This window comes from Romboutsia weinsteinii (genome assembly GCF_002250835.2).
GTDB lineage: Bacteria > Bacillota > Clostridia > Peptostreptococcales > Peptostreptococcaceae > Romboutsia_A > Romboutsia_A weinsteinii.
The window spans coordinates 1-5560 of the sequence record NZ_NOJY02000101.1 but is presented as its reverse complement, the minus strand read 5'-3'; the positions used below and the strand labels follow the sequence as shown (position 1 = coordinate 5560).

Below are 5560 nucleotides of genomic sequence, written 5' to 3'. Positions count from 1 at the left end.
ACTTACACTAGTTGGAATTCTTTTGGCTGAATCTATTATTTTATTATCACTAGCATGAGTAAGTATGATATTACTGTGCCTTCCCATAATCTCTATAATAATATCCTTAGTTGACTTTTCTTTTAATTCATCAAGAGACTCAACACTAATTTTTATTATTCTTTCAAATCCAACCTGAGAAATGCTTATTATATTACCACTTTGTATATATTTTCTAAATAACATACAAAGAGCAGGTGCTTTCATAGGATTTTCTTTTTTATAATTATTTGCTAGGTATACTCTTGGATTAGAAGAACTTGCGCTTAGTACTAATTTGAAATTTTCCTTATTATTTCTTATATGTAAAACTATCTCATCATTTTCAGGTTGTTGGATTTTATCTATTTTACCACCTAAAAGTTTTGATGATAACTCATCTACTACTGAATGTATAACTAAACCATCTAAAGCCATAATAATCGCTCCTTTCTTAGACGAAATCGTCAATAGATTAATTATTGCACATAATATATATATTGTGAATACTTAGGTTAATTTAAGCATGATTTCAGTAAAAAAAATTAAATTATTATCTTTCACATTTCCATTTATCATTAAAATATTGTATAATTATTAGTTAGGAATTTAAATTTAAAGGAGCGATAGTATGAAGTTTTGGAAGTTGCACGGAATAGGTAATGATTTCATTGCTATAGATGGTAGATTTGATGGAATCGAAAGCTCTGAATACTCTAATTTAGCTCAAATAGTATGTCATAGAAGATTTTCTGTTGGTGCTGATGGATTATTAGTAGTTAAAAATTCAAATAAAGCAGATATAGAAATGGTATATTATAATTCAGATGGATCTAGAGCGGCAATGTGCGGAAATGGACTTAGATGTTTTGTAAAATTCGTTTATGACAATAATATAATTAGAAAAGAAGAATTTGATGTATATACTTTAGATGGAATTAAGAAAATAAATATTAATACTATGGATGGAAATATAAATTCTATAATTGTAAATATGGGACAAGGAAGCCTTTTATCTAAAGATGTTCCTGTAAGATCTGGCAAAGAAAATTTCATAAATGAAACTATAAAAGTTTTAGATGAAGAGTTTGTAGTATCATCTATGTTGATGGGGGTTCCTCATACGATAATATTAGTAGATGAATTAGACTTAGAGGTCGTTAGTAAATATGGAAGAGAAATAGAAAAAAATAAGATATTCCCAGAAGGAACTAATGTTAATTTTGTAAAAATAGAAGACTCAAATAATATATTAGTTAGTACTTGGGAAAGAGGTTGCGGATATACTTTAGGATGTGGTACAGGTATGACTGCATCAGCTGTAATTTGCAACTACTTAGGAAAAGTAGATAAAAGTGTAAATGTGGAATCAGAAGGTGGAAAAGTGACGATAGATATAGGTGAAACTATATATATGACAGGACCTGCAGTGAAAATATGTGAAGGAATTTTGGAGGTATAATATGGCTATTAGTATGACTGGATTTGGAAGAGGAGAATATAAAGATGATAACTACTATTTTTTAGTAGAGTGTAAAACAATAAATCATAAGTATTGTGATATAAATGTACGTCTTCCAAGAAAAATATCATTTTTAGAAGATAAGGTTAGAAATTTAGTTAAAGATTATGCTAAAAGAGGAAGAGTTGACTTATACATAAAACTTGACTTATTAGGTAGTGAAGATGTAAACTTAAAATTCGATGAAACTTTAGCGGATCAATATGTAGGGATATTAAAGCAAATAAAAGAAAAGTTTGATTTAGTTGATGATATTAGTGTAATGAATGTAGCAAAGTTTCCTGATATAGTTAAGTGCGAAGAAAAAGAAGAAGATGAAGATTTACTTTGGTCAATGTTAAAGCAAGCTGTAGAGGCTGCATTAATAAAATTAAAGGAAATGAGAAGTGAAGAGGGTAAAAAGTTAGCAGATGATGTTATAATGAGATGTGACCTTCTTAAAAACTACATAATTGAAATAGAGAAAAATTCGGATAGTGTAGTTATAGATTACAAAGAAAAGCTAAACAACAGAATAAGTGAAATGTTAGAAGATCCTAGCATAGTAGACGAGAATAGATTAGCGCAAGAAGTTGCAATATATGCAGATAAAAGCAGTATAACAGAAGAGATAGTAAGATTTAATAGCCATATAGATCAACTTAAAAAGACTGTAGTAAAAAATGATTCTATAGGTAGAAAAATAGATTTCTTAATTCAAGAAATGAATAGAGAAACTAATACAATCGGTTCAAAATCATCTGATTTAAGTATAACAAATTTAGTAGTTGAAGTTAAAAGTGAGTTAGAAAAAATCAGAGAGCAAATACAAAACATAGAGTAAGAAAGGAAAGATTACTAATGGTTAAGAAAAAAGGTCTATTACTAGTAGTATCAGGTCCATCAGGAGCTGGGAAGGGTACTATATGTAAAGAGTTATTAAAAGACAATAACCAGATAAAACTTTCAGTATCAGCAACAACTAGAAGCCCAAGAGCAGGAGAAGTTGAAGGTGTAAACTACTACTTTATAGGAAAAGATAAGTTTACAGACATGATAGGAAAAGGTGAGTTTTTAGAATACGCTCAAATTTATGACAATTTTTATGGCACTCCAAAAGCTGCTATAATAGAAAGTCTTGAAAATGGACAAAATGTATTATTAGAGATTGAAATGCAAGGAGCAAAACAAATAAAGGAAGTTTATCCAGAGGGTGTCTTCATATTTGTACTTCCTCCATCTCTTGAGGAACTAAAAAACAGAATAGTTGGAAGAGGTACTGAAACTAAAGAAGAGATAGACAAGAGATTTAGTTGTGCCTTTGAAGAAATAAATCAAATAGTAAACTATGACTACTTCATAGTTAATGAAGATGTAGAAAAATCTGCTAAAGAAATAGAAGGTATAATATCTTCTGAAAAAAATAAGGTTAGTAGATATAAAAATAATATAATAGCTAAATTCAAGGAGGAATTATAATATGTTAAAACCATCAATAAACGACGTATTAAACAAGATAGATAACAGATACTACTTAGTAGGGACAGTTGCAAAGAGAGCTAGAGAAATAGTAGATGGATCAGTTCCATATGTAGCAAATAGAAACAAAGAAACTAAGCCAGTTTGTATAGCTACAGAAGAAGTTGCAGATGGTGAAATAACTTACAGATTATTAACTCAAGAGGAAATAGATATAGAAGAAGCTAAGCAACATGCAGAGCAAACTAAAAACATAGAAGAGGAGTAAGAATATCTATGTTAAAAGATAAAACTGTTGTAATTGGTGTAAGCGGTGGAATTGCTGTTTATAAGGCTTGTGATGTTGTAAGCAGACTTAAAAAACTAGGAATAAATGTTCATGTAATAATGACAGAGTCTGCTACGGAATTTGTTACACCTCTTACGTTTCAATCATTAAGCCAAAATTATGTAGTTTCTGGTATGTTTGATGAGATAAAAACATGGGATGTAGAGCATATTTCTTTAGCAAAAAAAGCAGATGTATTTTTAATAGCACCAGCTACTGCTAATATGATAGGTAAAATCTATAATGGAATAGCTGATGATATGCTAAGTACTACTATTATGGCAACAAAGGCACCAGTTTTAATAGCACCAGCTATGAATACTAATATGTATGAAAATCCTATAGTTCAAAGGAATATAAATTCTTTAAAAGAGTTAGGATATAAGTTTATAGAACCTGAAAGTGGAAGACTTGCTTGTGGAGATGTAGGTAAAGGTAAATTAGCAACTCCTGAAACTATAGTTGAGGAAGTTGTGAAATTATTACAAGTAGAGCAAGATTTAAAAGGAAAAAGTATAATAGTTACAGCAGGACCTACTGTGGAAAGCATAGACCCTATGAGATATATTACAAATAGATCTACAGGAAAAATGGGTTATGCAATTGCAAAAGAAGCTATAAATAGAGGTGCTGATGTAACTCTTATCTCAGGGCCAACAAAAATAGCTCCTCCACAGAACCTTAAAAAATTAGTAAAAGTTGAGTCTGCTAATGAAATGTATAGTGCAGTACTTGATAATTTAGAGGATAATCAAGTAGTTATAAAAAGTGCTGCAGTAGCAGATTATAAACCTAAAAATTACTCTAATAAAAAAATTAAAAAAAGTGACGACGATTTATCTATAGAATTAGATAGAACAAATGATATAGCTTTTGAAGTTGGTAAAATCAAAAATAATAAGATATTAGTTGGTTTCGCAGCTGAAACCAATGATCTTATTGAAAATGCTAAGAATAAAGTAAAGAAAAAAAATCTAGACTTTATAGTAGCAAATGATTTAACTGCAGAAGGTGCTGGATTTGGAGTAGATACTAATATAGTTAAAATTATCGACAGAGAAGGTACTATTACAGAGTATCCTAAAATGAAAAAAGAAGAAGTAGCTAACGTTATTTTAGATAAAGTTGAAGCGCTATTAAACAAGTAAGCATCTATTTTAATAGATGCTTATTTTCTTAAGCAACGGGATGTATAAACTACAAGTAAAGAGGTAAAATCATGGGAAAATATGCAAAGGTGGTAGTAAGAAGCAGCACTATACATACAGACAACTTATTTACATACCAAATTCCAGATTTTCTAACAGAAGAACTAGAACTAGGTCATAGAATATTGGTACCATTTGGAAGAGGAAACAAGCCAACAGAAGCTTTTGTTTTTGAAATAACAGAATCTATAGAAGAAAACATAAAAACTAAAGAAATAGTAGATGTATTAGATGAAGATCCTATTTTTAGAGCTGAAGATTTAGAATTAGTATATTGGATGAAAAATAGATATCTAAGTACATATATAGACTGTATAAATTTGATATATCCAAAAGGATATAAGCTGAATAACTACAAAGTTGCAAGCTTAGGTAGTGAATTTGAAAACTTAAATGACCTAGACCAAAAAATGAAAATAAATGACTTAAACAATCTAGAAGCTGAAGTAATAAATTGTATTATTGATAGTAAAGGAAAAATTAAAGTTGATAAGTTAAAAGGTATACCCAACATTAATAATCTATTAAATAGAATGCAAAAAAAACAACTAATAAATTTAAGTTGGGAATATAAAAATCATAAGAATGAGAAAAAAATATGTTATGTTTCTTTAAGTATAGAAAGTGATAAAATAGATGATTACTTAGCTGACAATAAGATAAGCTTAGGTAGTAAACAAAAAGAAATAATAAAATTCTTAAAGAACAATGATAACGTTGAAATAAATGATTTATTAGAATTATTGGATGCATCTAAACAAAGTATAACATCTCTTCATAAGAAGAAATTAATAGTACTAGAATTAAAAGATTACTATAGGAATCCAGAGAGTATTTACAAAACAAACTCAAAAGATATAGTATTAAATGTTGAACAACAAGAAGCGATAAATAAGATAACCTCTGATATGTTTGATGAAAATAAGAAAACTTATATGATACATGGTGTCACTGGTAGTGGAAAAACCGAAGTATATATGGAGATAATAGATTATGCTCTAAAACAAGGTTTAGATAGTATAGTTT

7 protein-coding genes are annotated in these 5560 nt (G+C 28.9%); 6 read left to right on the top strand and 1 reads right to left on the bottom strand.

Annotated features, from left to right (window positions below):
* Window positions 1-456, bottom strand: a 456-nt coding sequence (locus tag CHL78_RS19440; RefSeq protein ID WP_199534131.1) for an NFACT family protein, incomplete at its 3' end; no start/stop codon positions are given.
* A 193-nt stretch (window positions 457-649) separates the two neighbouring features.
* Between CHL78_RS19440 and dapF the strand changes: the two genes are divergently transcribed.
* The 6 genes from dapF to CHL78_RS19410 all read left to right on the top strand — a co-directional run.
* On the top strand, window positions 650-1480 hold the full coding sequence (gene dapF / locus CHL78_RS19435) for a diaminopimelate epimerase (RefSeq protein WP_094366480.1): 831 nt from the start codon (window positions 650-652) through the stop codon (window positions 1478-1480).
* 1 nt (window position 1481) lies between these two features.
* The gene (locus CHL78_RS19430; protein WP_094366481.1) at window positions 1482-2363 is read left to right on the top strand and encodes a YicC/YloC family endoribonuclease; all 882 of its coding nucleotides are present in this window, start codon (window positions 1482-1484) and stop codon (window positions 2361-2363) included.
* A gap of 17 nt (window positions 2364-2380) precedes the next feature.
* On the top strand, window positions 2381-2998 hold the full coding sequence (gene gmk, locus CHL78_RS19425; protein WP_094366482.1) for a guanylate kinase: 618 nt from the start codon (window positions 2381-2383) through the stop codon (window positions 2996-2998).
* 1 nt (window position 2999) lies between these two features.
* Window positions 3000-3266 (top strand): DNA-directed RNA polymerase subunit omega, encoded by a 267-nt coding sequence (gene rpoZ, locus CHL78_RS19420; RefSeq protein ID WP_094366483.1) that lies wholly within the window; start codon window positions 3000-3002, stop codon window positions 3264-3266.
* 8 nt (window positions 3267-3274) lie between these two features.
* Window positions 3275-4474, top strand: a complete 1200-nt coding sequence (coaBC, locus tag CHL78_RS19415; RefSeq protein WP_094366484.1) for a bifunctional phosphopantothenoylcysteine decarboxylase/phosphopantothenate--cysteine ligase CoaBC — start codon at window positions 3275-3277, stop codon at window positions 4472-4474.
* Window positions 4475-4545: 71 nt separating this feature from the next.
* Window positions 4546-5560, top strand: a 1015-nt coding sequence (locus CHL78_RS19410; protein ID WP_158540740.1) for a primosomal protein N' family DNA-binding protein, incomplete at its 3' end; no start/stop codon positions are given.

Excerpts from the sequence above, each read along its gene's own strand:
- dapF (WP_094366480.1), top strand. The coding sequence starts at position 650 with ATGAAGTTTTGGAAGTTGCACGGAATAGGTAATGATTTCATTGCTATA.
- CHL78_RS19430 (WP_094366481.1), top strand. The coding sequence starts at position 1,482 with ATGGCTATTAGTATGACTGGATTTGGAAGAGGAGAATATAAAGATGAT.
- gmk (WP_094366482.1), top strand. The coding sequence starts at position 2,381 with ATGGTTAAGAAAAAAGGTCTATTACTAGTAGTATCAGGTCCATCAGGA.
- rpoZ (WP_094366483.1), top strand. The coding sequence starts at position 3,000 with ATGTTAAAACCATCAATAAACGACGTATTAAACAAGATAGATAACAGA.
- coaBC (WP_094366484.1), top strand. The coding sequence starts at position 3,275 with ATGTTAAAAGATAAAACTGTTGTAATTGGTGTAAGCGGTGGAATTGCT.